Annotated in this window: 22 protein-coding genes; 2 read left to right on the forward strand and 20 right to left on the reverse strand. The window is 64.8% G+C overall.

Annotation, left to right across the window (positions count from 1 at the left end):
- Positions 1-53 precede the first annotated feature (53 nt).
- From HKK80_RS07050 to HKK80_RS07070, 5 genes are all read right to left on the reverse strand, one after another.
- Positions 54-965: a cation diffusion facilitator family transporter gene (locus HKK80_RS07050; protein ID WP_411798906.1), complete on the reverse strand. Its 912-nt coding sequence runs from the start codon at positions 963-965 to the stop codon at positions 54-56.
- Positions 966-1,076: 111 nt separating this feature from the next.
- A complete protein-coding gene (locus HKK80_RS07055) occupies positions 1,077-2,270 on the reverse strand; it encodes a mechanosensitive ion channel family protein (protein WP_411798907.1) in 1,194 nt (397 codons plus the stop codon).
- Between the two features lie 76 nt (positions 2,271-2,346).
- Positions 2,347-3,222, reverse strand: a complete 876-nt coding sequence (locus tag HKK80_RS07060; RefSeq protein ID WP_411798908.1) for a class 1 fructose-bisphosphatase — start codon at positions 3,220-3,222, stop codon at positions 2,347-2,349.
- Positions 3,222-4,043 carry a class I fructose-bisphosphate aldolase gene (locus HKK80_RS07065; RefSeq protein WP_411798909.1) on the reverse strand — a complete coding sequence of 274 codons (822 nt, stop codon included), beginning with the start codon at positions 4,041-4,043 and terminating at the stop codon, positions 3,222-3,224. Before HKK80_RS07065 ends, HKK80_RS07060 begins: the two co-directional genes overlap by 1 nt.
- 243 nt (positions 4,044-4,286) lie before the next feature.
- Positions 4,287-4,658, reverse strand: a complete 372-nt coding sequence (locus HKK80_RS07070) for a DUF3209 family protein (protein WP_411798910.1) — start codon at positions 4,656-4,658, stop codon at positions 4,287-4,289.
- A gap of 105 nt (positions 4,659-4,763) precedes the next feature.
- On the opposite strand from HKK80_RS07070, the gene HKK80_RS07075 reads away from it, so the two are divergent.
- On the forward strand, positions 4,764-5,633 hold the full coding sequence (locus tag HKK80_RS07075; RefSeq protein WP_411798911.1) for a hypothetical protein: 870 nt from the start codon (positions 4,764-4,766) through the stop codon (positions 5,631-5,633).
- Here HKK80_RS07075 and HKK80_RS07080 read toward each other — a convergent pair.
- The 11 genes from HKK80_RS07080 to HKK80_RS07130 all read right to left on the reverse strand — a co-directional run bounded on the left by HKK80_RS07080 (position 5,605) and on the right by HKK80_RS07130 (position 13,765).
- Positions 5,605-6,825 (reverse strand): CbiX/SirB N-terminal domain-containing protein, encoded by a 1,221-nt coding sequence (locus HKK80_RS07080; RefSeq protein ID WP_411798912.1) that lies wholly within the window; start codon positions 6,823-6,825, stop codon positions 5,605-5,607. The two genes, HKK80_RS07075 and HKK80_RS07080, sit on opposite strands and share 29 nt — an antisense overlap.
- Entirely contained in the window at positions 6,822-7,505 is a 684-nt protein-coding gene (locus HKK80_RS07085) for a cobalamin biosynthesis protein (RefSeq protein ID WP_411798913.1), read from the reverse strand. The genes HKK80_RS07080 and HKK80_RS07085 overlap by 4 nt, the downstream gene beginning before the upstream one ends.
- Complete coding sequence (locus tag HKK80_RS07090; RefSeq protein WP_411798914.1) at positions 7,502-7,768, reverse strand: ferredoxin; 267 nt, start codon at positions 7,766-7,768, stop codon at positions 7,502-7,504. The genes HKK80_RS07085 and HKK80_RS07090 overlap by 4 nt, the downstream gene beginning before the upstream one ends.
- 1 nt (position 7,769) lies before the next feature.
- On the reverse strand, positions 7,770-8,702 hold the full coding sequence (gene cobJ, locus HKK80_RS07095; protein ID WP_411798915.1) for a precorrin-3B C(17)-methyltransferase: 933 nt from the start codon (positions 8,700-8,702) through the stop codon (positions 7,770-7,772).
- A 2-nt stretch (positions 8,703-8,704) separates the two neighbouring features.
- Positions 8,705-9,598 carry a precorrin-3B C(17)-methyltransferase gene (locus tag HKK80_RS07100; protein WP_411798916.1) on the reverse strand — a complete coding sequence of 298 codons (894 nt, stop codon included), beginning with the start codon at positions 9,596-9,598 and terminating at the stop codon, positions 8,705-8,707.
- A complete protein-coding gene (gene cbiG, locus HKK80_RS07105; RefSeq protein ID WP_411798917.1) occupies positions 9,595-10,596 on the reverse strand; it encodes a cobalt-precorrin 5A hydrolase in 1,002 nt (333 codons plus the stop codon). Before cbiG ends, HKK80_RS07100 begins: the two co-directional genes overlap by 4 nt.
- Positions 10,593-11,564 (reverse strand): cobalt-precorrin-4/precorrin-4 C(11)-methyltransferase, encoded by a 972-nt coding sequence (locus tag HKK80_RS07110; RefSeq protein WP_411798918.1) that lies wholly within the window; start codon positions 11,562-11,564, stop codon positions 10,593-10,595. Before HKK80_RS07110 ends, cbiG begins: the two co-directional genes overlap by 4 nt.
- Positions 11,561-12,280 (reverse strand): cobalt-factor II C(20)-methyltransferase, encoded by a 720-nt coding sequence (locus HKK80_RS07115; RefSeq protein ID WP_411798919.1) that lies wholly within the window; start codon positions 12,278-12,280, stop codon positions 11,561-11,563. The genes HKK80_RS07110 and HKK80_RS07115 overlap by 4 nt, the downstream gene beginning before the upstream one ends.
- On the reverse strand, positions 12,277-12,870 hold the full coding sequence (gene cbiT / locus HKK80_RS07120; RefSeq protein WP_411798920.1) for a precorrin-6Y C5,15-methyltransferase (decarboxylating) subunit CbiT: 594 nt from the start codon (positions 12,868-12,870) through the stop codon (positions 12,277-12,279). The genes HKK80_RS07115 and cbiT overlap by 4 nt, the downstream gene beginning before the upstream one ends.
- A gap of 193 nt (positions 12,871-13,063) precedes the next feature.
- Positions 13,064-13,495 carry a type II toxin-antitoxin system VapC family toxin gene (locus HKK80_RS07125; RefSeq protein ID WP_411798921.1) on the reverse strand — a complete coding sequence of 144 codons (432 nt, stop codon included), beginning with the start codon at positions 13,493-13,495 and terminating at the stop codon, positions 13,064-13,066.
- Complete coding sequence (locus HKK80_RS07130) at positions 13,496-13,765, reverse strand: AbrB/MazE/SpoVT family DNA-binding domain-containing protein (protein WP_411798922.1); 270 nt, start codon at positions 13,763-13,765, stop codon at positions 13,496-13,498. It abuts the gene before it with no gap.
- Positions 13,766-13,891: 126 nt separating this feature from the next.
- Between HKK80_RS07130 and HKK80_RS07135 the strand changes: the two genes are divergently transcribed.
- Positions 13,892-14,209, forward strand: a complete 318-nt coding sequence (locus HKK80_RS07135; RefSeq protein ID WP_411798923.1) for an RPA12/RPB9/RPC11 RNA polymerase family protein — start codon at positions 13,892-13,894, stop codon at positions 14,207-14,209.
- Positions 14,210-14,436: 227 nt separating this feature from the next.
- Here the strand turns inward: HKK80_RS07135 and HKK80_RS07140 are convergent, their stop codons facing one another.
- The 4 genes from HKK80_RS07140 to cobN are packed head-to-tail and all read right to left on the reverse strand — an operon-like array spanning position 14,437 to position 21,116.
- Complete coding sequence (locus HKK80_RS07140) at positions 14,437-15,741, reverse strand: cobyrinic acid a,c-diamide synthase (protein ID WP_411798924.1); 1,305 nt, start codon at positions 15,739-15,741, stop codon at positions 14,437-14,439.
- On the reverse strand, positions 15,738-16,502 hold the full coding sequence (locus HKK80_RS07145) for a cobalt-precorrin-7 (C(5))-methyltransferase (RefSeq protein WP_411798925.1): 765 nt from the start codon (positions 16,500-16,502) through the stop codon (positions 15,738-15,740). Before HKK80_RS07145 ends, HKK80_RS07140 begins: the two co-directional genes overlap by 4 nt.
- Positions 16,499-17,242 (reverse strand): precorrin-8X methylmutase, encoded by a 744-nt coding sequence (locus HKK80_RS07150; RefSeq protein ID WP_411798926.1) that lies wholly within the window; start codon positions 17,240-17,242, stop codon positions 16,499-16,501. Before HKK80_RS07150 ends, HKK80_RS07145 begins: the two co-directional genes overlap by 4 nt.
- Positions 17,235-21,116 (reverse strand): cobaltochelatase subunit CobN, encoded by a 3,882-nt coding sequence (gene cobN, locus HKK80_RS07155; protein WP_411798927.1) that lies wholly within the window; start codon positions 21,114-21,116, stop codon positions 17,235-17,237. Before cobN ends, HKK80_RS07150 begins: the two co-directional genes overlap by 8 nt.
- Between the last annotated feature and the right edge of the window lie 11 nt (positions 21,117-21,127).

Consider the following 21,127-nt stretch of genomic DNA (forward strand, 5'->3'; position numbering starts at 1 on the left):
GTAAATCGCTATCCCTCGGTCTCGACGCCGTCGCCGCCGACGCATGGCGACGCTCAGTCGGCAGCAGGGTCGGGCACCGCGTCCTTCCACTCGCCGAGGCCGGCCGGATCGAGATGGATGTGGGCGTCGCCAACGTCGGTGAGGGCGGTGAGCTCGTCGACGAGCTCGGATTCGATGTCGTGGGCCTCCCGGATCGTCAACTCGCCGTCGACCTCGACGTGGACTTCGACTTCGATAACGGTGCCGTCATAGAAGACGGCCAGATCGTGGTAGCCAGCCACGTCGTCGTGGGCGGCGAGCACGTCCTCGACGGCCCCGCGCTGGTCGGCGGTCGGTGCCGCACCGACGAGGTAGCCGAGGTTCTCGCGGCCGATGGCGACGCCCTGATAGACGACCAACAGGCTCACGACCGCGCCCGCGATCGGATCGAGGATCGGGAATCCCAGCCGGACGCCGATGATGCCGATGATCGCCGCAATCGTCGTATAGAGGTCGTTGAGACAGTCCTTTGCGAGGGCGGTCAGCGCGGTCGAATCCAGTCCGACGTTGGCCCGCTCGGTGTACCAGTAAGCGAGATACATATCCGCCATCGCAAACCCCAGCGCGCCGAGCAGGTAGTAGCTGAACTCGATGTCGCTGCCGGCAAGCAGGCCGCGAACGGACTCATAGAGGAGGTAGCCGCCGAGGACGACGATCACCGCGCCAACGAACATCGCGGTGAGGGGTTCGATCCGCGCGTGACCGTGTGGGTGGGTTGCATCGGCGTCGTCGAAGGAACTCGACCCCCACACGAGGACGACGCCGCTGGCGACAAGATCGGCCACCGAGTGGGCCGCGTCGGCGACCAGCGCGACCGAGCCAAAGACGATCCCGACGGCTCCCTCGGCGATGATCTTGACGAGATTGGCGACAACGTTGACCCACGAGGCGCGGCGAAACCGGCGTCTGGCGTCCTCGCGGTGCATACCGGAGTGAGGGCCAGTCGAACCTTGAGGATTTGGGTTCACCGCGTCTAAAATCCGGGTTAGACCAGTCTACCGACGGATCTCATCGGTCGCCGACGCGGAGCTGCTCGATCACTCTTCGCTATCGGCTGTCGACGGCTGTGTCACCGAATCCGGCTCGGAGACATCCCGGCTGCTGACCGTTCGCTGCGGGAACGGGATCGAGATCGACTCGGTGGCGAACCGCGCTTTGACCGCCTCGACGACGCCCGCTGTCGCGTGCCAGCGACGCTGCGGCGTCGGCGGCGCGATCCAAAACCGGATATCCAACGTCACCGCCGACCCACCGAAGGCGACGGGGAAGACCTGCGGCTTGGGGTTGTTCTCGACCATCTTTACCTCCTCGACGGCCTCGCGGGCGACCGCCTTGGCGTGTTCGGGATCGTCGTCGTAGTCGATGCCGACTTCGAGGTGGATGCGGAGCTTCCCGTCGCGGCTCCGGTTGGTGATCGCCTGGTTGGCGACGTTGTCGTTGGGGATGACGACGTGTTCGCCGTCGAAGTTCCGCATGATGGTGTTCATGATCGTGATCTTGGTGACGATGCCCTCTTTCTCGCCGATCTCGACCCAGTCGCCGATCTCGAACGGGCGGGAGAACATGAGGACGAAACCGGCCAGCAGCGATCCCAGCGTCTGGCGGGCCGCCAGCCCGATGACGACACCGAGAAAGCCCGCGCCGACCAGCAGGCTGCCGATATCGATCCCCCAGATGCTAAAGACGGCGACGACGACGACGAGGATCAACGCCACCTGTAGCACCCGCGTTAGGATCTGCTCTTGGTGGGCGGTGACGCGTTTCGTGTTGGCCGTATACTCCTTGACGACATCGTGAATGAAGTCGTTGACGACGAACGCCGCAAGCAGGACAAGGCCCGTCGAGACGAACCGGCCGACCGCCGGCAGCGCGACCTGGCTGAGCCCGACCAGCCGGAGGGCCGGCCCGATCTGTCCCCAAATGACGAGCAACACAAACGCGGTTCCGGCGAGGACGAACAGCTGGAGCAGTCGAACGAGAATCGTCACGAGGACGCCGACCGGCGCGACCGAGTCGATCCGCTCGTAGGTTTCGCTGGCCGACTCGCCGAACCGACCCTTGACCCACCCCGTGACAGCCAACCGGGTTCGGGTTGCAACCCGCGGCACGAGCAGGAAGCCGATCACCACCGCGCTGATGGCGATCAGGATACTCGCCGCGATCCGCAGTTCCGTCGAGACGCCGTCGACCAACACGGACTCAACCCATGTGGTGACGCCGGAAACCGTCATACAAACGCCTGACGCTATAGCATAAAAACGATGCTGATGTCGAAAAGCCACCCAGCAACCGACGGGGCGGTCGCTCTCAGTCGTGGGCCGCCAGCGTCGCTTCAAGCCGGTCGATCATCTCGTCGTTGCCGAGATGCACCGGCACGCGCTGGTGGAACTTCTCGGGGTCGACATCGAGGATCGACTGCGTCCCATCCGAGGACGACCCACCGGCGGATTCGATGATGTAGGCGATCGGGATCCCCTCGAATTGGAGCCGTAGTTTTCCGTTTTCGGCCGATTTGAGCGCGGGATACGAGAAGATCCCGCCGTAGGTAATCACCTGGTTCACGTCGGCGACCATCGCGCCGCCGTAGCGCAGCTTGTACTCCTGTTCGATGGCGCGGATGAACGCCGAAAAGCCAGGCGTCCAGTCGGGCACCCGACCGCCCATCCCGTAAACGGTCGGCTCATCGGGGAGTGTCACGTCGTCGTCGATCACGTCGATCTCGCCGTCGCCGACGTTTGCCTCGGTGACCTGTCCATCGCGGGCGTAGGTCATTGTCAAGATCGGGCCGAAGAGGACGAACCCGGAGGCGAGCAGGCGGTCGCCGCCGGCCGGGAGGTCGCCCTCGTAGACCGCGATGATCGTCCCCATCGGGCTGTTGGGTTTGATATTTGAGGAGCCATCAAGCGGGTCGCAGGCGATGGACACATCGCCACTTCCCACGTCGATCGGCTCGGCCTGCTCCTCGCTGGCGTAGGTGCCAACACCGTCGATGCCGCCGAGAGCCTCCTCGATGAGTTCGTCGGCGTAGGCGTCGGCCTCCAAGCGCGTTTCGCCGCTGGGATTGACCTCGTCGCTTTTGACGCGCCGGCCCGGCAGCGACGCGCGGATCTCGGGGGCAAGCTCGGCCAGTGTCTCGAAGATGGCGTCAAGCTCCGCCTCGTAGTCGCTGGTGTCAGCCACCATTAGAGTGCCTCGGGGTTGGTGGGTTCGACGCCCATCACGTCGAGCGCGTCGGCGACGCTGGCGTCCTCGAAGATGACGGCTTCGAGCCCATCGAGGATCTGTTCGGGGTTATCCCGCTGGAAGACGTTGCGCCCGACGGCCAGCCCGTTGGCACCGGCCTCCATCGCGTTGCGAACGGTCGTCAGGAAATCCTGATCGTCGGTTTTCGAGCCGCCGCTCATGACGACCTTCGAATCGGCGGCCTGTGTGACCGCATGCGCCATCGCCTCCGGCGAGCCGGGATACTTGACCTTCGTGATATCCGCGCCGAGTTCGAGCCCCAGCCGCGTCGAGTAGGCGATCGTCGAGGGGGTTGTTGCGTTCTTCAGCCCTTGGCCGCGGGGGTACGACCACATGACGACGCCGAGGTCGTGGTCGCGGGCGGCCTCCTGGGCGTCGCGGAACTCCTCGACCATCTCGATCTCGTGGTTTGAGCCGCCGTAGACGGTGAAGCCGATGGCGTCCGCGCCGACCTCGACGGCGTTTTCGACCGTCCAGTTGACCGCCGAGTTGGGCTCACCCATCCAGAGGTTCGAGGTGCCGTTAAGCTTCGCCAACAGCGTCACCTTGTCCTCGTAAGAGGGGTAGTAGCCTTCGGCGATCCCCTTCTGGACGGCGACCGCGGTGACCGCGTCGTGGGTGCCGATCTCGAACACCCGGTCAGGGTCGGCTGTCGCGGGGTTCGGCTCGAAGTCAACCGGGCCGTGTTCCAGACCGTGGTCGTACGCCAGAATCAGGGACTTCTCGTTGCGAGTGATCGCGGAATCAGCACCAGGGATCATCGTTTGTTGGATCGGTGAACTACAGTAAAAGTGCTATGGGAAATGTACGTGTCCTGAGATATATGATTCCGCACCGCTCTCCGATCTCACCGCCGATATCCCGCTGTTCGGTGCTTTGCTTTGTGTGTACAGCCGCCGTTAATACAATGATTGTTGGTGTAGATACCGGGTGAATCAATCAATCGCCAGCATCTCACCGTTTGCTCGCTGGTTGGAACCGATCTGTCCGCACCGACGACCGGTCTACTCCTCGACCGGGAACGCCTCGTGGAGTGTATCGTGGGCCTCGCCAAGCCCCTCGAAGACGCTCTCACCCTGAGTAGTCAGTCGGTGAATCGCCAACTCAGCGTCGCGGACGGCCACAAGCCGCCCACGAAGATAGTCATACTCGGGGTCATCTGCGTCTGTTGTGGCGATTTCCTCTTCGAGGTCGACCAAGGCGGCATCAAGATGGCGCTCGATTGCCGACAGCGTCTCAGCCTCGGCCAGCGCGCCGATCGGCCCGGTAAGATGGCCCTCCAACTCCTGCTCGGCGTGTTCGCGGGCTGCGGTGTCGTCGGTTCCCAGTACGTTCATCAAGCCGAGTTTGAGCGCTTCGAGTTCGTGACAGCTCATGGGCGTCGTTGGGATCGGCGGGCGATTAAACCCAGTGTTTGCCCTGAGTCGTCGGCGAGAAAAGCATTTACCATCACGGCTGGAGGTCAAAGGTGGTTCCCACTGATGGCCCCCACAATCGACAGTGAAACGCTCCTCTACGTGCTTGGCGTCGTCTTTGCGCTCGGCACGCTGGCGTTTTTCGCCAGCAACGTCGCCTTCGACCTCTCGATTACCGTCACGGCGGCGTTGCTGTTGGTGGCGTTCGTCGCGTTATTGATCACCGGGCTTGCTATCGACCGCGAACCGCTCGATACGGTCGCGTTCGCGGTTGCGGGGTTGGCGTATGTGGTCTTTCTCGGCTATATCGCCTCGCAGTACAACCCCGCGGCGTCGACCGTGTTCGTCCTGCTTGCGGCGTCTGCAGGGCTGTTCGTGGGGCTCGGCTACGCACTGCAAGAAAACCGGCTAACGGTTGACCGCCGGACAGCCCGCCTCGCGTTGCTCGGGCTCGCAGCCGCCGGCATCCTGTTGATCGGTGCCGACAGTATCGGCGAACTGGAGACGACGATCGAACTCGACGACGAGGTCGGCCTGCACGGATCGACACCGGCCGAAGAGCCCGTCGTCTACGGTGACCAACGGATCGGTACGCTCACCATCCGCAACCCGACGCTGTTCACCAGACCAATCGATGTACCGCCGCTGGAGGGCTGTCTCGCCGGTACCGACGACCGCCGACGCACCAGCGTCGATGTCAGCTACGAGCCGCGACGCTACCAACTGGCCGACCGACTGCGGCGCGACGAGACGGTAACCGCAACCCTCCGGCTTCAGTTCGATCTCCCGGCCAACGCGACGGTCGCGGGGCAGCGGGTTCCGATCGAACGCGCCGACAGCTGTGCAGTCACGCGCTCGGAGCCGACGCTGCTCGTCGTCGATAACAGCCAAAGAGAGGCAGCTTCCGCTACAGCGTCTGATCGACCAGATCGCTGACGATGCGATCGCGGTCGAGATGCGAGGAGACGATGCGGTCGGTGTCCGCCGCGTCGACGCCACCGTACCAGACATTTTCCGGATAGACAGCGACGATCGGCCCTTCCCCACAGCGGCCGAGACACGAACTCCGGGTGATGCGGGCGTCACACTGCTCGGAATCGCGGGCTGCCTGCCGGAGGCCTTCGAGGACAGCCGGCGCGCCGTCGGCTGCACAGGTCTGGTTGGTGCAGACGGCGACGTGTTTTTCTGGCGCGTCGTGGGTGTGTGGCTCGTCGTCGATATCGCTGCGATCGGCGTGAGTCTCTTGATGCGTGAGCGCGCGCAACATCGCTCGCGCGCCGCCGGTGTCCTCCTCGTACCCCGTCAGGTCGACCTTGTACTTGCAGGTGTCACACGACATTTCGACGCTGTCAGTGCGGGCCTCCTGCCAGCGGTCGCCCAGCACATCGAGCAGCCGCGAGTCGGTGCCGAGCGGGTCGCCGGCGATGGCGTCAACGTAGGGGTACTCCGCATCAAAGTCGTCAGTCCACTCCCGAATCCGGCCGGTCAGCACGCCGTCGCCGAGCATGTAGGGAACAACGACGACGGCGTCTGGTCGCTGTTTGGCGAGTATCGATAGCGAGTCGTCCAGCGTCGGCTCTGTGATCCCGATGAATGAGGCTTCGACGGTGCTGAACTCTCGGCCCTCGTGGAGCAGCCGCGAGAGCTTGTGGAGATCGGCGTTGGCGTCGGGGTCGCTGGAGCCGCGCCCGCAGACGACGACGGCGACATCGTCCTCCTCGCGGTCAACACCGAGTTCCGCTTCGACGGCGGCCGCGCGGTCGTCGAGTAGGTCGACAATAGCGGGATGAATCCCGAGGTGCGCGCCGTTGTTGATCTCGACGCCGTGCGTCGAGCGGGCGCGCTGGACGGCCAGCGGCACGTCGTTTTTGACGTGGCTGGCCGCGAACAAGGAGAGTTGGACGACGGTGATCGAATCAACTGCGGCGGCCAATCCCTCGATACCGTCCTCGATAGCTGGTTCGGCGAGTTCGAGGAAGGCCGCATCAACTGGGATCTCCAGTCGGTCTTCGAGCATCGCCGCTAACTCCCGAACCTGCTCGTTTGACTTCTCGCGGCGGGAGCCGTGGCCGACCAACAGGACGGCCTCGTTATCAACGCTTTCGATGGTATCGTGGAGCTGACTCATGCTTCGAACTGTGAGCGATCAAAGTCGACATCGGTTGCCTGATCGAGACTCTGAACCAGTTTCCGGCGGCGACTCGGCGCGAACAGGCCTGTCGCCGCCGTCTTCTCGTAGAGCCACATGCCGAACTCGGCGGCTGCGTCGTCGTCGACGCCGAACCAGTAGCCGCCAGAGGAGGTCTCCGATAGCTCCCCGTACGGCGCCTCGGCAGGGCAGTCATCGAGCAGCTCCTGGACGAGTTCGAGCAGTGCGGCGTCGTCGTGGACAAACGAGACGCCGACGGTGCCGCTGGAGGATTTGAAGCAGATCGTTCCGCAGCCCTCCAGGATGCCGCGAAGCAGGTCGCGACGGTGATCAGCAAACGCCCCGAAGCGGTAGTTGCCGCGGCCGTCGACCGGCAGCCCGAGCGCGCCGCTCATCCCGAAGAGGTTGTCGCTCGTGACCGCGACCGTGTACTCGTCTTCAGTCTTCGTGATGTCCGTGTTGTGAGCGTAGTCGCGGGTTTTCCGGTCGTGGTCGATCTCGCTGCCGACGATCTCGCTGATCGTCTCGGCGGCGGCCTCGTCGTTGGTCGTCACGGTGAGACGGTCGTTCTCGATCTCGCCGTTGCCGGCGACGCGGCCCCAGAAGTAGGCCGTCGAGGGGTGGCCTGCCAGCAGGTCGTCGGGGACGGCGACGCTCATCGGTCGACCTCCTCGACGACGATGGCGTTCGTGGGACAGGCCGCTGCAGCCTGTCTTGCCTCCTCGATGCGGTCGTCGTCGAAGGTAGCGATCACGTCGCCGTCGACGGTCTCGACCTCGCCGTCGCCGTCGTAGACCGGGTCGCCGTCGGGGTCGATGGTGGCGAGGCCGTCGTCGTCCTCGACGAACCGGGGGTCGCGGGTGAGACAGGCGAAGATGCCGTCGCAGGGCTCTTTTTTGAGAGTGACTTCGTAGGTTGTCATGTTAGTAGTCGTACTTCGTTTCGTAGCCACGCGGGGTGACCATCCGGTCGTCCCAGACGTAGGTCTCCTCGTTGCCGACGAGGATCGTCGTCGTCATGTCGATGATGTCCTCCTCGCCGAGCTCTTCGAGCTGGTCGAGCGTCGTGATCATCACTTGTTCATCTTCGCGGCCCGCGCCGTGGACGATGCCGACCGGCGTATCAGGGTCGCGGTGGGCGAGCAGGATCTCGCAGGCCTTCTGGAAGTTCTCGCGTCGCTTGCGGCTCCACGGGTTGTAGATGACGATGGTGAAACTCTCGCCGGCCGCCGAGTGCAGCCGGGATTCGATCTCCGGCATCGGCACCAGATGGTCGGACAGCGAGATCGACACCGTGTCGTTGACCAGCGGCGCGCCCAGCAGCGCCGAACAGGATTGGGCCGCCGGGACGCCGGGGACGACCTCGTAATCGAGCATCGAGGCGGTCGCACCTTTTGACTCAATGATTTCGAGCGCAAGCCCCGACAGGGCGTAGACGTTGGGGTCGCCGCTGCCGATGATCGCCACATCGTTGCCGGCGAGCGCGCGGTCGATGGCCTCCTCCGTCCGGGAGACCTCGCCGCACATCGGCGTGTCGTAGAGTTCGTCGGCTTCCTCGGTGATTTCGTCGGGCAACAATTCGATGTAGGTCGTGTAGCCGACGATGTGTTCGGCATCGAGGAGGGCAGCGCGAGCGCGCTGTGTCATGCCCTCGGGGTGGCCGGGGCCGAGGCCAACAGCCGTCAACTGGCCCGGTTCGGCGTCGAAGTCGTCGACCGTTGAGCCGACCTTTTCATCGACTGACTGCTGTTTCGACGAGCCGTCGCTGGATTTGGCGGTGCAGCCGCCGGCATCGTCGCTCGATTCGTTTGCCTGTTCCGCTGCCGTCTCCGCTGTCGTGTTAGTGTCCGTACTCATGGTTAGAAATCCTCCACGTCACGCCCGCCGCGCGGGGTGACAAGGAACGTCCGGTAATCGTTGCTCCAGGTTTCCGTCTCGTGGTTGCCGATGATCAGCGAGGTGCCCATCCCCGACACTTTGTCGTCGTGGGCGGTCGCCTCGCCGAGCGTCGTGATAACGTGGCTCTCGCCGTTGCGACCGGCGTCGGCGCGGCCGGCGTCGTTGACAATCGCCACTAAGGCGTCGTCGGTTCGCTCTTCGCGGACGATGTCGACGGCCTTCTCGTAGTTGCGCCAGCAGTTGTAGAGGACGATGACAAAATCGCTGATCGCGGCGGCGCGCAGTTTCTCCTCGATCTCCTCCCACCCGCGCCACTTGTCCGACAGCGAGATGGTGCAGAAATCGTTGCAGAGCGGCGCGCCGACCATCGCGCCGCCGCCGAGCGCGGCGGTCACGCCGGGAACGATTTCGATTGGGATATCCGTCGCGGCTTCCTCCTCGGCCATCTTGAAGATCAGGTCGGATTTGCCGTACACGGAGGGGTCGCCACCCGAGACGTGGGCTACGTCGTCGCCGGCGCGAACGCGCTCGAAGGCGACCTTGGCCAACTCGATCTGCCGACCCATCGTCGAGCGGATGATCTCCTGTTCGTGACCGTTCTCGCGGGTGACCCGGCCCTCGTCATTGACCTGTTCTGCGGGCGGCAGCGTGCCGTCCTCCCGCAAAAACGCCTGGTAGAGGTCGGAGGCGATCACGCAGTCGGCCGTCTCGATGACCTCCTTGGCACGTTTGGTCATGTCGGCCGGCAGGCCGGGGCCGATGCCGACGACCGAGAGGACGCCGAGGTCGTCGGGGCGGTCGGTTGCCGTCGCCGCGGTGTGCTTCCCGTCGGCATCGACTGAGTCGCTGCTCATTGGCCGATCGCCACCGTCACCTCGTTGTCGTAGCTCTGCTTTTCCAGCAGGAGTTCCTGGTTGCGGCCGCCGGCGATGGCCGAGGCCTCCGAGATACCGGGCCAGCCGATGAGTTCCTTCGATTTCGACGGACTCGGTCCCTCGTGGTCGAGCAGGGTCTCCTTGTCGAAGGCGACGACGCCAAGGTCGAGTTCTTCCGCGGCTTCGAGCAGCCCCTCCTCGTCTTCCTTCCGGGTCGCCGTCGCGACGAACTCCACGTCGTCGAACTCGTACTCGGTTTCGGCGAGGGCGTTCTCCCACGCCGCGATGAACGAGTCCGCCGCCGCGCCGGAAACGCTGCCGGTGCCGAGGACGATTCCCTCGTCTTTGTTTCGCTTCAGAACGGTCACGTCGTCGCCGACGAGAACCGCCTGCGGGCCGTCGAGTCGAGCGACCGGGCCGAGTTCGTCGTCAAGAACAGCAAGATTGGTCTGGATCGTCGAGCGGCCGTTGACGACGTGGGTGTCCATCGCCTTCGCCTGGGCCTCGACACCCTGCTTGCCGGCGGCCTCGCTGGCCGTGGTCATCGCCGGGATCGCACCCATCGTGGCGAGGTCCTGGGCGACCTGGTTCGCGCCGTGGTGGCCGCCGGTGATCGGGATCGCCCACGTGAGTTCCTCGTCGACGACGCAGATCGCGGGGTCGTCCCACTTGTCGTCGAGCAGGTGGGCGGTTTTCCGCATGGCGATTCCGCTGGCCATCAGGCCGATGAAGCAGTCGTACTCGCCCCAGTGCTCGTCGAAGACCTCGCCGTGGTACCCGATGATGTCGATGGACTCGTAGCGGTCGGCGAGTTCACTTGCGATCTCTTCGGCGGTGTCCATCTTCCGGCCGAAAGAAATGATGGCGATCTCCTCGGCGACTTCGCCGTCACTGTCGGGGGTGCTACAGTGGCCGCCGCTGTCGGAGTTGTCGCTCGTCTCGCTGTTCGTCGTCGTGGATTCGTTGTCCGTGCTCATTGTGTTGCCTCCGTTGTGTCCGGGTTCGCACTGTCGTCTGTCGTCTCTGTCTCGTCGTCGCTCGCGTCGCCGCCCGCCTCATCGCCATCACTGTCGGGGCCGCGATCCGCCCAGCCGTCGTAGAGGTAGGATCGCTCGTAGCCCGCGCCGGTCACGGCGTCGCCGATGATCACCATCGCGGAGGCGCGGTAGCCGGCCTCCTCGATTTTCTCGCCAATCGTGCCGATGGTGCCGTAGATCACGTCCTCGTCGGGCCAGGAGGCGTGGTAGACGACGGCGACCGGAATCTCGGGATCGTGGCCGTCGTCGATGAGTCGATCCATCGTGTCGGCGACGGCGTGGGTTCCGAGGTAGATACAGGTCGTCACGTCGCCCATCTCGACGAATTCGCCGATGTGATCGTCCTCCTCGGTCAGGGTCTTGCCCTGCGGGCGGGTGAACGCGACGTGGTTCGAGACCTCGTTGAGCGTGAGTTGGGTGCGGAGGGTCGCACTCGCCGCAAACGCCGAGGTGACGCCCGGGACGAAGTAGGTGGGAACGCCTTCGTGTTCGAGGGCGTCCATCTGTTCGAGGGCCGCGCCGTAGATGGCGGGGTCGCCGCTGTGGAGCCGGACGACGTTGTCGCCGTCCTCGTGGGCGTCCCGCATCAACGGGATCAACTCCTCGAGATCCTTCCCGATGGAGGAAACTGTCTCGGCGTGATCGCAGTACTCCTCCAGCAGTTCGCTGTTGACCAGCGAGCCGGCGTGAACGACGAGGTCGGCTTCTTCGAGCAGTTCTTTGCCAGCAACCGTCAGCAGCCGTGGGTCGCCAGGGCCGGCACCGACGAATGGAATCCCGTCCTGCTCGTCGCCAGCGTTGTGTTCAAAAATCCGGTCGTCGAGTTCGGCGCGTCGCTGCTCGCCTTGGGCGTCAATGGCGGATTGGGGATCGGTTTCGTCGGCGTCAGTCTCAGCTGGCTCGCTCATGCGCGCTCCTCCACCCCGGTCGCGTCGCCCAACTCCTCGAATCGGGCGGTCGCGGGTTCGATATCGAGGTCGCGCTTGACCGCATACGCTAGCGTGTAGTAGTCGCGTTCGTCGATTTCTGCTGGATCGTCAGTGATGACCGTCTCGCCTTGCTCCATGTAGAGCCGCCGACCGTAGGTCACGTCGTAGCCCGCGGCGACCAGCTTCTCGTGGGTCGTCGGCGCGTCGGTGACCTTGAACAGGATCATTCGGTCGGGGCCGGTCGGCGCGTGGCCGTTGGCGGCCTCCCGTAGCGCGAGTCCCGCGCCGGCTTCGATTTCGACATCAAACGCGGTCGCAAACGCCGTCATCGCGCTGACGCCGGGGACGATCTCGATATCCACATCGGGATGGAACGCGTCGAGCGTCCGCCGCAGGTGGCCGAACGTGGAGTAAACGTTCGGGTCGCCGAGCGTGACGAAGGCGGCGTCGCCGTCACGGGCCTGGGGCGCGATTTCTTCGGCGGCTTCCTTCCACGCCGCTCGCAGTTTTTCCTCGTCGCGGGTCATCGGGAAATCGAGGTCGCCGATTTTCGATTCCGGGACGTGGTTCAGCGCGACCGTCCGCGAGAGGCGGCCTGGCGAGTAGACGACGTCGACGCGTTCGAGAACGTCCTTGCCGCGCACCGTTACCAGATCAGCCTGTCCAGGGCCGAGGCCGATACCGTAGAGTGTCACTGTGTGGCCTCCGCTGGTTCGCCGTCGCTTTCGTCGTCACTGCCGCTCGCACTGCCAACGAGCATGTAGACCGGGTTGTCGGAGTTGAAGCTCGTCGCGCCGGCGAGTTCGTAGCCGTGGCTCACCTGGAACTGGACGACCTCCTCCAAGATCTCTCGCTCGCGGAACGCTTCGGTCGCGTGGCCGGCGACTTCCAGCCGCGAGACGTTCATCACGATCCGGTCGATTTCGGTGTCGACGGCGTGGTCGAGGATGGCTTCGAAGTTTCGGCTACCGCCGAGAAAGAGCGCGTCAGCGTCATCGGGCAGCCTCTCGGGGGCTTCCGCGTTTCGGAGGTCGATATCGGCGGTGACTGTGTCCTCGTTGGCCGCGAGGTTCTGTTCGGTCACGTCGAGGCGGTCGGCCTTGCGTTCGAGCGCGGTCACGCGGCCGGCGCGGCGGGCGGCCTCGATGGTGACCGCGCCGGTACAGGAGCCGACCTCCGCGAAGTGATCGTCCGGGCCGAGGTCGAGTTTGCCGAGTGTGACCGACCGGACTTCCGACTTGGTCGGCCCCGCTTTGGCGTCGTGTGGCAATGCGATGGGCATCATCCCGACTCTCAAACCGGATCGATAAAACAATTGTGCTTGGGGTAGCGAAAGTTCGCTTGTATACGACACCCGGTGATCATCTGAACGGGAGAGACAAGACAGGTAGCTACACGCGCAAGCGGTTCAGCAGGATGCGTTAGCCGCCGTTCTTCACAGACAACAGCCTGCTTGCCAAAACAGGGCAGCAGCATCCTCAATCGAACGGATTCTCTGCCGCCTCCAGCCGCGAAATGCCCTCGATCCCGTCGAAGTCGTCGTCGAACGAGTACAGGTACTCGATCCCGGTTCGCTCCATGTACGCCGCGATGGTCGCATCACCGAACGAGAGCCGCTCGTGGCTCTCGAATAGCTCGCCAGCCCGGTAAAAATCCTTCTGGGCGCACTGCACGAGTTCGAAGCCCGCCGAATCGGCAAGCCGGCTGCGTAGATCGACGGCGATATCGTGTCGCTTTCGCTCGTGAATCCAGTTCAGCGACTCCAACAGGACGTAGTTCGTGACGTGGGCGGTCGGCAGCGCGCCGCTGTCGATGCCGTACACGATCTCCTCGGCGCGCTCGTGGCGCGCCGTCTGGCTCGTGTCCTTGTAGTCGATGAGAATATTGGAATCGACGACGGCGACCGCCATTCAGGCGTCCTCCGCGAACGCCGGATCGTCCTCGCTGCCGGCGAGGTCATGCGTGTCGAGGCTGTCGCCACCCATCGGGGCTTTCAAATCGTCGTCGAAGGCTCCGTAGCGTTGTTTGACGACCTCGACTGAGAGGTCGCCACTGTCGTCAGTAGTCCAGCGGAGTTTGTCACCGGGTTCGATGTCGAGTCGGTGGCGTAAGGCGGCCGGAATCGTGACCATGCCCCGGTCGCTGACTGTCGTTTCTTTGGGCACCTCGTCGGCGGCCATACGTCGCAGTAGCGGCTCACGCAAAATACATGTTGCGCTACATGTTCACGTGCGCTCACACTCGACTACTCAGTAGCCGGTGGATCGGTAACACATATATCCGACACCCGAGTATCTCGACGGTGTATGCAATTCTGCGACGAGTGCGGGTCGCTGATGCACACGGCGGGCGACACGTGGGTCTGTCGCTCCTGTGAGAACGAGGCTCAACGGGACGCCGACGCTGAAGCGGCGATGACGACCCAAGACGGACAGCAAAACGACGAGGCACCCGCCGTTGCCGACGCGACGCAGGAGGCCAGCGAGACGGTTGAAGAGCCCTGTCCGGCCGAGAACTGCGACAGCGACCGAGCCACCTCCGAGATGATGCCGAAGCCGGGCGGCTCCTACGAGGTTCGGCTGTTCACCTGCGTCGAGTGCGGCCACAAATGGCGCGCGTCCTGACGGCGTCTCTTGTTGCCTCTGACAGAGCCTCGGCAACCCAGAATTCGCACACCGGTAACCCCTGCTAATTCGTCGACTTCACACTCTGCATCCTCTTCCTTCACCCTCTCTTTCTATATCCCCGTTGTCAGCGACGATCTGGTCGCCGTCGTCGCCGTGAATCCGTGGTTTCCGACAACGGTGTCGGCGAGCGCGACGAGTTTCATCACTGGGGGAGGTGCGCCAAATCAGTCTGACAGCGACTCGATGAAGCGGTCGAAGGCCCCGCTCGCGGCGTGCACGTGGGCATAGGTTCCGAGCGAGTCGTAGGCCAGCAAGCCGTCGTGGTCGCCGTCGATGCCGTCGCCACGGCGCACCTCGAAGGCAAACCTGGCGTCGCTGTCGACGCTGGCCTCCGAGTAGTGGAACTCGTGGCCGCGAAGCGTTTCGCCGCGGTCGGCCGTCAACGTCCCCGTCGTCGCGTCGAGTTCAACGTGATCGAGTGCCTGATACCGGTCGCGCATCGTCACGTCGGCCGGCAGAATCCCGGCCATCGGGTGGCACTCGCTATCGGTCGTCGTCAGCGTTTGCGCCATCGCCATCAGGCCGCCGCACTCGCCGAACACCGGCAGGCCGTCGCTCGCGCGGTCGGCGAGATCGTCCAGCGTCGGCGACGACGCCAACTCCGCGGCGTGAAGTTCGGGGTAGCCCCCCGGCAGATAGACGCCGTCGCAGTCGGGGAGTGGATCGCCAGCGACCGGCGAAAATGTCCGAACGGTCGCCCGCTCGCGGAGCCGTTCGATAGTTGCGGGATACCGGAAACAGAAGGCGGCGTCGCTGGCGACCGCAACGGTCGCGCCCGTCGGTTCGGCTGCGGCTGGTTCGGCGTCGATAGTGGGTTCGCGTGCGACTTCGACCAGTCGCTCGGTTTCGAGGGCTTCGGCGGCTTCGTCGAGTACATCGTGCGGGAGTGCGGCTTCCGCGCCCATTTCGAGGCCGAGATGGCGATCCGGGATTTCCAGGTCACCGGACGGCGGAATCCGCCCGAAATAGGTCATCTCGTCGGGTAGTGCGTCCCGAATTCCCTCTTCGTGGCGGCCACCGTGGGCGCGCTGGGCGACGACGCCTGCCACGTCGATCTTGCGGTCGATGGTCGCCGCGTACTCCCGGAAGCCGTAGGCCGTGGCGGCGACGCTCTCCATGCCGGCCTTGGCGTCGACGACGAGAACGACCGGTAGACCGAGGGATTCGGCGACCATCGCCGTACTGGAGCCGTCGCCGTCGTAGAGGCCCATCACGCCCTCGACGACGCAGATGTCGCCCTCGCCGCGGGCGTAGTTGCGAGCGAGGCCAGCCTCGCCTTCGAGCCACAGGTCGAGCGTGCGGGAGGGCCGGCCCGCAATCGCCTCGTGGTGGCTCGGGTCGATGAAGTCCGGGCCGGCCTTCGCCGGCTGCACCTCGTAGCCCGCGTCGTCGAGCGCGCGGATGATTGCGAGGGTTGCGACTGTCTTGCCGACCCCCGAACTCACGCCGGCGAGGACGAACCCTTTCATACGACCTCCCGGCGGATAGCGAGCACCGACAAGTCCGAAAACGGCGTCGAGTCGGTTCCCGAACCGCCGGCGTGGTCAGCGAGTTCACCGAGCGACAACCGCGTGATGGACTCGTCGTCGTGAGTGAGCTTTTCGAGCACTAGCGCATCAAGCGTAGGATCGGCCCCCGCTTCCAGCAGCCGAGCCGCGATATCGCCGGGCATCCAGTCGAACGGCCGAGGCAGGACGAGTAGGTGTCGGTCGCCTGCGGCTGTGGTCAGCCGCTGGAGGTCGTCGCTGATGTCACCGCTCTTGTGCAGCGTGACGAACTCCGTGTCCTCCATCGGTGTGCGGGCGCGACTCGCCGCGATCTGTAACGATGAGATGCCAGGGATCACGCGTACCGGCTGGTCGACCACGTCCTGCACTTTGCCGACGAACTGGTAGCCGGAGTGGTTGGGATCGCCCATCAGCACGGCCGTCCCGCGCTCGCCGTCAGCGACCCGGTCGGCGAACGTCGTCAGGGCCTCGCGTTCGTCCTTGTAGCCGCAGGTCAGCAACTCGGCGTCGGTTTCATCGGCGATGAACTCAACGACGGTCTCGAAGCCGACGACGACATCGGCGTCCTCGATTTCGCGGCGGCCGCGCGGCGTCAGGTAATCGAGATTCCCGGGGCCGATTCCGACCGCGTGAACGGGATCAGCGTCGCCGTCGAGCGTTTCTGGTTCGGCTGCCGCAACGGTCGCCGGATCGGGGCCTGAATCGAGGTCGTACTCGCTCACGACTCAGACTCCAGGTCGATATCGCCGTCGCGCACGTCGCTGGCGACGTGGATCAGTTCGTTCGTCAGCGCGGCCGCAAGCCCGCTGCCGCCGCGGCGGCCGACGTTCGTAATCGCGGGTACGTCGTACTCGGCGGCGACCTCCCGTATCCGTTCGCGGCTCTCGACAGCTTTGACGAAGCCGACCGGCGTTGCGACGACGACGGCGGGTCGCGTGCCGTTTTCGATACAATCGGCCAACGCGAAGGCGGCCGTCGGCGCGTTGCCGACGACAGCGATGGCATCCTCGTAGACGCCCTGTTTGTCGAGTTCGAGCACCGACGCGGCGGTACGGGTCATCCCAGTTTCCTTGGCGAGTTCCGCGCCGTTGCCGATGGCCTTGCGTTTCTCGCAGTTGTGGCCGCGGCCCGTCACGCCGGCTTTCGACATGGTGATGTCGGTGACGATGGTCGTCTCACGGTTTACGGCTCGCGCGCCGGCCCGGATAGGCGCGGCGTCATCCTCGTTGCCAGCGTCGTCGGTACCGGTGAACCGCAAGAGATGCTGGAACTCGATGTCGCCCATCGAGTGGACGGCCTTCTGGCGGAACCGATCCGCGAGCGTCTCGTCGGTGACGAACTGCCGGACGATGTCCATACTCGTCTCGGCGATATCCATCGCCTCCTGTGTCGTCGCGCCGAGGTCGGCGTACTCCTCGTCGACACCGTCGCTGTTGCCCGCTTCGGCGTCCTGTTCAGTCATCGGCTGCCTCCGCAGGTGCCTCGCTCGCTCGCGCTTCGAGGTCGCCCTCCACGCTGAGGTTGATATCGCGGAGCTGATCGACGGTTTCCTCGTCGGCGTCCCACAGCTCGCGGTCGATGGCCTCCAGCAAGGTGTCGGTAATCGATTCGAGGGCCCACGGGTTCACGTCGCGCATCCACTCCTGGCGGTCGTCGTCGAAGGCGAACTTCTCGGCGACGTCCTCCCAGAGCGTGTCGCTGACGACGCCGGTGGTGGCGTCCCAACCGAGGACGACATCGACCGTCGTCGAGAGGTCGCCCGCGCCCTTGTAGCCGTGGTCTTCCATCGAGTCGAGCCAGTCGGGATTGAGGACGCGAGCGCGCATCGCCTTCCGGACTTTTTCCTCGTTCGTGTAGACGTCGACGTTCTCGGGATCGGAGGAGTCGCCGACGTAGGAAGCGGGTTCGCTGCCGGCGATTTCCGAGACTGCGGAGATGAATCCGCCGTGGAACGCGTACCAGTCCGAGGAGTCGAGTTCGTCTTGTTCCATCGTGTCCTCGATCTTGACCGTCGCATCGACGCTTGAGAGGCGTCGCTCGAAGCTGTCGTGGGCCTCGCTCACTTTCCCGCGTTTGCCCATCGCGTACCCACCCCACTGGACGTATACGTCAGCGAGGTCGCCACGGTCGTCCCAGTTACCCTCGTCGACGGCTTTGTTCGTCCCCGCGCCGTAGCCGCCTGGCCGGGTCGTAAAGACGCGGTTCGTTGCCGCGCTCTTGGCCTCGTCGGGATCGAGCCCCTCGGCTTCGAGTTCTTCGGCTTCCTCCTCGACGTGTTTCTTGATGTAGTTCATCTCGTGGGGTTCGTCGAGATCGACGACTGCGGAGACGGCGTCGTGAATGACACCGGCTGCGGCGGGGAACGCGTCGCGGAACAGCCCCGAGACGCGTGTCGTTACGTCGATCCGTGGGCGACCGAGTTCGTCGAGGTCAATTGGCTCCACGTCGTCGATCCGGCCGGCGTCAGTCCAGACCGGCCGCACGCCCATCATCGCCAGCACCTGGCCGATGGTCTCGCCTTTCGTTCGGACAGTTGGTGTTCCCCAGGCGACGACACCGATCTCCTCGGGGTACTCGCTGTGTTCGTCGTGGTGGCGGTCGAGAACGCCCTCAGCGACGTTTTTGCCGACCTGCCACGCGTATTTCGCCGGCACCTTGCGCGGATCGAGCGTGTAGAAGTTCCGGGCGGTCGGGAGCAGGTCGACGCCGCCGCGAGTCGGCGCGCCGGAGCCACCGGGCGGGACGTAGTCGCCGTTGAGCGCGTCGGCCGTGCGTGGCACCTCGTCTTCGGCACCCCGGACGCGCGGGGCGGCCTCCTCGCAGATGAACGCGAGTGCCTCCCGCAGGTCGTTGTGCGCGCCGGATTTCGCCCGCCCGTCGCCGAGTGTGTCGATATCGACGACGAGTAGGTTGATGTTGACTTCGTCGTCCGGCCCGGCTTCACGCTCGGAGTCCGGTACGTCGAAGTCGTGGTTGGCGAGGGTTTCGACCAACTCGACACAGGTCTCGTGGACGTGGTCAGCGGCCTCGGCGTAGGTCATCCCGAGAGCGTCGTCGTACTCGCCGGGGTGGTTCCGCATCGCGTCGTAGTCGACGCCGAGCGCGCCGGCGACGCTCTCGCGGAGGCTCGGCGTATTCCCGTTTTCGAGGCGTGTGAGCGCGACGAGATACTCGACGAGGCGGTCGTCGACCGGTGGCTCGCTCATCGTGTGCAGGCCAAGCCGGATCTGGGTCGTCTTCACGTCCGTCAGATACTCGTGAATCCGCTCGACCAGTTCGTCGATTGCGAGGTCGTCGCCAGCAACGTCGCCCTCGGCGAGCGTCGAGCCGGCCTCGTCGGGGCCGCGAACCTCCATTTGCTCGTCGATCTGGCCGCTCGTGCCGAGTTCGACTGCGAGATCGAGGTCGTCGACGCGCTCGCGGATGAGGTCTTCGAGCTGTTCGCCGTCGTCGCTGCGGGCGTCTTCCATCCCGGCCTCGCGGTACTCGTTGGCAAGCTCTTCCAGTTCGCTCAATTCGTCGTAGGTACCGGCGTTGGCCATCACGGGCGTCAGGTAGTCGACGATAGCGGCGTAGGAGCGTCGCTTCGCCTGGGTCCCCTCTCCGGGGTTGTTGACGATGTATGGATAGACGTTCGGCAGATCGCCGATCAGCTGGTCGGGCGCGCTCGCGCCGTTGAGCCCGACGGTTTTGCCGGGCAGCCACTCTAGGGAGCCGTGAGTACCGAGGTGGACGACGGCGTCGGCCTCGAACGAGTTTCGCAGCCAGGCGTAGAAGGCGTAGTAGTTGTGTGGCGGCTGGAGATCGGAGTCGTGATACACCTTCGCGGGATCCATGCCGAACCCACGCGGCGGCTGGACGGTGACGAGTACGTTGCCGAATTCGGCACCGGGAATCGCAAACGGACGGTCGGGTGGGTCGCCCCACTCGTCGATAATGTTTTCCTGAAACCGTTCGTCGGCGTCGGCGAACCACTCGCGGTACTGGTCGGTCGCAACGACATCGACCGAGCAGTCGCGTACGTCCTCGGGTGCGACCCAGCGGTTATCGAGCGTGAGCTGGCTGGTGAGCGTGTCGATCAGTTGCTGGCCCGACGCTGGGTGGCTGTCGCCGAGGTCGTAGCCGCGAGCGTCGAGTTCGTCGAGGAGGTTGATCGTGCTCTCGGGGGAGTCGAGCCCGAAGGCCGTCCCGATGCCGTCGTCGCTCGGCGGATAGTTGTGCAGGACGACGGCGACGTTTTTCTCGTCGTTGTCGAGATGGCGCAGCCGCGCCCAGTTGACCGCCAGGCGGGCGGCGTGGTCGACGCGCTCTTCAATGGGAAAGTGGTGTTTCGGCGCGCTGCCGATGTCGGCGGCGTCGTCCATCCGCTCCTTGCCGGAGATCGGATGGGTGATGACGTTGCCGTCGAACTCGGGGAGAGCAACCGACAGCGCGAGTTCGAAGCCCATCACGCCGGTGTCGCTCGACTCGTACCGCGACCGCGAGCGCATCGTCGTGATCGTCTGGAGGACGGGGACGCCGAGGCGGTCGAGGAACACGTCCTCGGCCGAGTCGCCCTCGTCGCTCGCCGAGCGGCCGCGTTCGTCCATCGACAGCGAGAACATGAACGAGGAGAGGACGGCATCGACAATCGGTTCGCCGTCTTCGAGCAGCCAGTTGTCGGTGACCCACTCGGCGTTCCCTTGGCCCTCCTCGTCGGCCGCAGGGTTACAGAAGATCGGCAGCGCGTTCGCGCCCTGCGATTCGAGTGCGCGGACTTGAGCGTCGACGTAGCGGGTGTTCTCGTGTGTCCAGTGGGATTCGTAAAACCAGATCGCGACGGTCGGTTTCTCGGGGTCGAACGTCTCGCGGAGGGCGTCGTACTCGATGCCGGGATGATCGGGGTGATAGACACCCTCGGTCGGGAGCTCTGTGGGGTCGTCGTACTCGGTGTCGACGCCGCCGTACTCGCTGGCGAGGAACCGACAGCAGTTCTCGACGTTGATCGTCCCGCCGCGTTCGAGATACTCGTAGACCAGATCGCGGTCGGCGTCGGCGACGGAAGTGTCCTCGAAAGCGAAGGCGTCGCCGGTTCCCTTGACGATCAGCGGGACGCCCAGCTCGCGCAGGCGTTCGACGGCGTACTCGTAGCCCGGCATGCTGTCCTCGCCGCCGTGGAGCCAGAGAACGACCGCCGCCGCATCTTCGCAGTCGTCGACGAACGCCTCCACGTCCGTCTGGTCGTCGAGGTCGCCCTCCGAGCGGACGACGAGATCGATACCATCGAGTCGGCCCGCCGCCCGCTGGACGGAGCCGAGTTCGTTTTCCGTTGCCGTATAGAGGCCAATCCGTGTCATCTTTATAAACC

It is taken from the genome of Halonotius sp. F2-221B (assembly GCF_046719765.1).
GTDB lineage: Archaea > Halobacteriota > Halobacteria > Halobacteriales > Haloferacaceae > Halonotius.